Here is a 3,471-nt window from a genome sequence, read left to right as displayed (position 1 = left end):
AATGCTAGATAATAGAAACCATTAGACATTAGAGTTTATAAGATCATTATAGAGAACCAACAAACTACTCACTCTACTCTGCTTTAATTTTAAAAAGCTTTACGACCAATCTGAACGTGAAAAAACTAATTTAGACCTAATTGGACACTAAAAACGGAATTATATGCTAAAATCAATGTCAGAGTTCTTTAATGAAACCGCGTATAATTAAAAGCCGGCTGCTAACACCGTGTATAATTAATTGCTTTGTTCTTCCCTACTTGCGAATATTCCTGCGGAATATTCACAGGTTCGTTAAAGTTTACTAACTTAGTTGCCCAACCACGCAACTAACCATACACAAACACGTTGTAGCCAATTTGAGAAATGAGTATACTAACCAAAATTATATTATTGACTTTTATGGGATTATTTACCTCTTGTTTTGGACAAAAAGAAGAACATATTTATTTGGCTGGCTGGGAAGCTGAATTCAATGGAGATGAACAATGCCAAAAATTTCTCAAAACACAAGTTGTAGATAAAGAAACAGCTAATAACATTTGGAGCTCAATTGACCTCGTTTTTAAGGGTGGAAAATTGATAAAAGCCTACGATAGTGATGAAGGAATCAGAACTGAAAGAAAATTAAAAGAAAGTGAATTAGGTTTTGAATTTCAAAAATTAGTACCTAATCAGATTTATAGTCTTAATGAAGTATCAACATCTGAAAGCTACTTAGGTGGAGAAATACCTGACGAATTCAACATTCCGAAATTTGAATTTACTGCACCATTTCAATACTTAGGGAAACTCTCAAAAACAGATGAAGCTTTCAATTGGCTTCCGTTCGATATACATATTGCCGCACCAATCTACTTGAATTTTGACAAGTTATTTATAGATTACTCTGACCCATTAAATCCTAAAGTATTAAATATTGAGGAATTAAATCAAACGGATAATTCATTTGACGATTTACAACCAGATTCTGAAATAGTTTATGAAAAAGTGTATTTAAAAACAGAAAAAGAAACTGACTTTGGTGGAATTGGACATACGGCAGTTCCAAATTGGATTCAAAATCCTGACATCCCTACTTGTCCAAATTCAAAGAAAACAATGAAATTACTTTGTCAATTAACCTATATTGGAGTTGATGATATAAAGACAAAGAGAACAAACGTCAAACCAGAAGATGAATGGTATAAACAATATTTTGAAAATATGAATTTTTGGGGAGACGGAGATTTATACATATTCTTTGAACCTGAAAGCAAAATAATGTGCTTTATAATCCAACATACGTAAATAAAAAACTGGCTACAACACCGTGTATAATTAATTGCTTTGTTCTTCCCTACTTGCGAATATTCCTGCGGAATATTCACAGGTTCGTTAAAGTTTACTAACTTAGTTGCTAAACCACGCAACTAACCATACACAAACACGTTAGCAGCAAGCAGTCACGTTTTGCTATTGCCCTTCCTAATCCTAAAGTTTTTTATTCCGAGTCACGATTAAATTCTCATCTGGATCATCTAACGTCATAAGCAATACGGAATATTAACGCAGGATTAACCACTCAGTTGGATAAGTTAAATTGACAAGTAATGCGGAGCAACAACGTTGGATTAATTACTCATGTGAATAAGTGGAATTGTTTAACAACACGGATTAACAACGCTAAATAATAGAAACCATTAAACATTAGATTTTAAAAGATCATTATACAAAACCAACAAACTACTCACTCTACTCTGCTTTAATTTTAAAAAGCTTTACGGCCGATCTGAACGTGTAAAAACTAAATTGAACCTAATTGGACACTGAAAACGGAATTATACGCTAAAATCAATGTTAGAGCTGTTTAATGAAACAATGTAAAATTAAATGCCGGCTGCTAACACCGTGTATAATTAATTGCTGTGTTCTTCACTACTTGCGAAAATTCCTGCGGAATTTTCACGGGTTCGTAAAAGTTTGCTAATTTAGTTGCCTAACCACGCAACTAACCATACACAAACACGTTGTGAGCAATGCAAAAAAAATCGGATGAAAATAAAAATTGGAATATTATTGATAGTAACTTTAGGAGTTTTATTTACTTGTTGTGATTCAAAAAAGACAGCTAAAATCTCGGAATCTGAATATTATACTGATTCGATTTATAGCAAACACTTGAAAGAATATCGTAAACATAATGTCTATTTACCAAAGGGTTTTGACAGAGGAAAAAAATATCCAATTATCTATGCTACCGACGGTAACGAAATCTCAGAAAAAAAATTTTATAAAAGATTATTAGACTCACTAATAGATAATCGAATAATTAAGCCAACTATTTTAATCGAGAGCCATAATAACTCAATAGTTGCCGATAGTAGTGGGAAAATTGGGAATGGCGATAAATTATACCTAAACTACAGAAATTTTGAATATATTGAAAATCAATATATTGAAGGGCAGCACAATCCTAAACTTTCTGATAGATTTAAAAATCATATGAATTACTTTAATGACGAATTAATATCTTCAGTAGAAAATAAGTTAAACCAAAAACTATCTAAAGATGAAAGATATTTTTATGGTGTTTCTAATGGTGCTGGTTTTGGAATGAGTATGTTAAATAAAAAGCCAAATACAATTGGAACTTATCTCTGTTTTTCAATATTTGGTGGAAATATCCAATCAAAAATTTGGAAAGAGAATGTTGATTATCCAAATCTTTATTCAGAATATGGCAATGAAGAACCTTCATTTCTTAAAGAAGATGCGGAATTCTTAAGAGTAAAGTATAACGAATTGAATTTATCTGCTGAGATTAATGAATTTGATGGCGGACATGACTATAAAAAGTGGAACGAAAAGTTTATCGAAATCATAAGTAACGAATTAGCAAACGAATAAAGCACTGCTCACAACAACGTGTATAATTAATTGCTTTGGTCGTTGCCTATTTGGAAAATTCCTTCGGAATTTTCTCGCGTTCGTTTTTGTTTACTAAATTAGTCGCTTAACCACGCAACTAACCATACACAAACACGTTAGCGCCAAGCAGACACATCAACCCTTATCTAGGCAACCTAAAAGTCCGTATTTCTTATGCTGGATTGAACACTCGCACGAATGACCAAATTGAGGAGTAATACGGAACAACAACGCAGGACTGACTAAACGTTAGCACCTACTCTATTCTTTGTTTCTGTCAAATGTGATTACATACCTACGATCGAAACACGCGAAAATTAAATAAAGCCGGTCGCTAACATTGTGTATATTTAATTGCTTGGATCTTGCTCATGTGGAAATTCCTGCGGAATTTCCTCCGGTTCGGTTCATTTTTACTAAATTAGTTCTTTAATCACGCAACTAACCATACACCTACCGTTACTCATAAGCTGAACCAACCATTGAAAATACTACTTCACATAATAATTATTGCTTTTTTGACTGTTGTCACTCAAATAGGTGGAATAATATATTTGATTT

2 protein-coding genes are annotated in these 3,471 nt (G+C 32.6%); both read left to right on the top strand.

From position 1 onward, the window contains the following. Window positions 1–402 precede the first annotated feature (402 nt). Window positions 403–1,290, top strand: coding sequence for a hypothetical protein (locus ACFQ13_RS07215; protein ID WP_386115690.1), 888 nt, complete (start codon window positions 403–405; stop codon window positions 1,288–1,290). A 744-nt stretch (window positions 1,291–2,034) separates the two neighbouring features. After that, the gene (locus tag ACFQ13_RS07210; RefSeq protein WP_379905911.1) at window positions 2,035–2,889 is read left to right on the top strand and encodes an alpha/beta hydrolase; all 855 of its coding nucleotides are present in this window, start codon (window positions 2,035–2,037) and stop codon (window positions 2,887–2,889) included. The last annotated feature ends 582 nt before the right edge of the window (window positions 2,890–3,471 follow it).

The sequence above is a fragment of the Winogradskyella rapida genome (assembly GCF_042675845.1).
In the GTDB taxonomy this organism is placed as follows: domain Bacteria; phylum Bacteroidota; class Bacteroidia; order Flavobacteriales; family Flavobacteriaceae; genus Winogradskyella; species Winogradskyella rapida.
The sequence above is the reverse complement of the archived record's forward strand: the minus strand, read 5'-3'. Positions and strand labels throughout refer to the sequence as shown.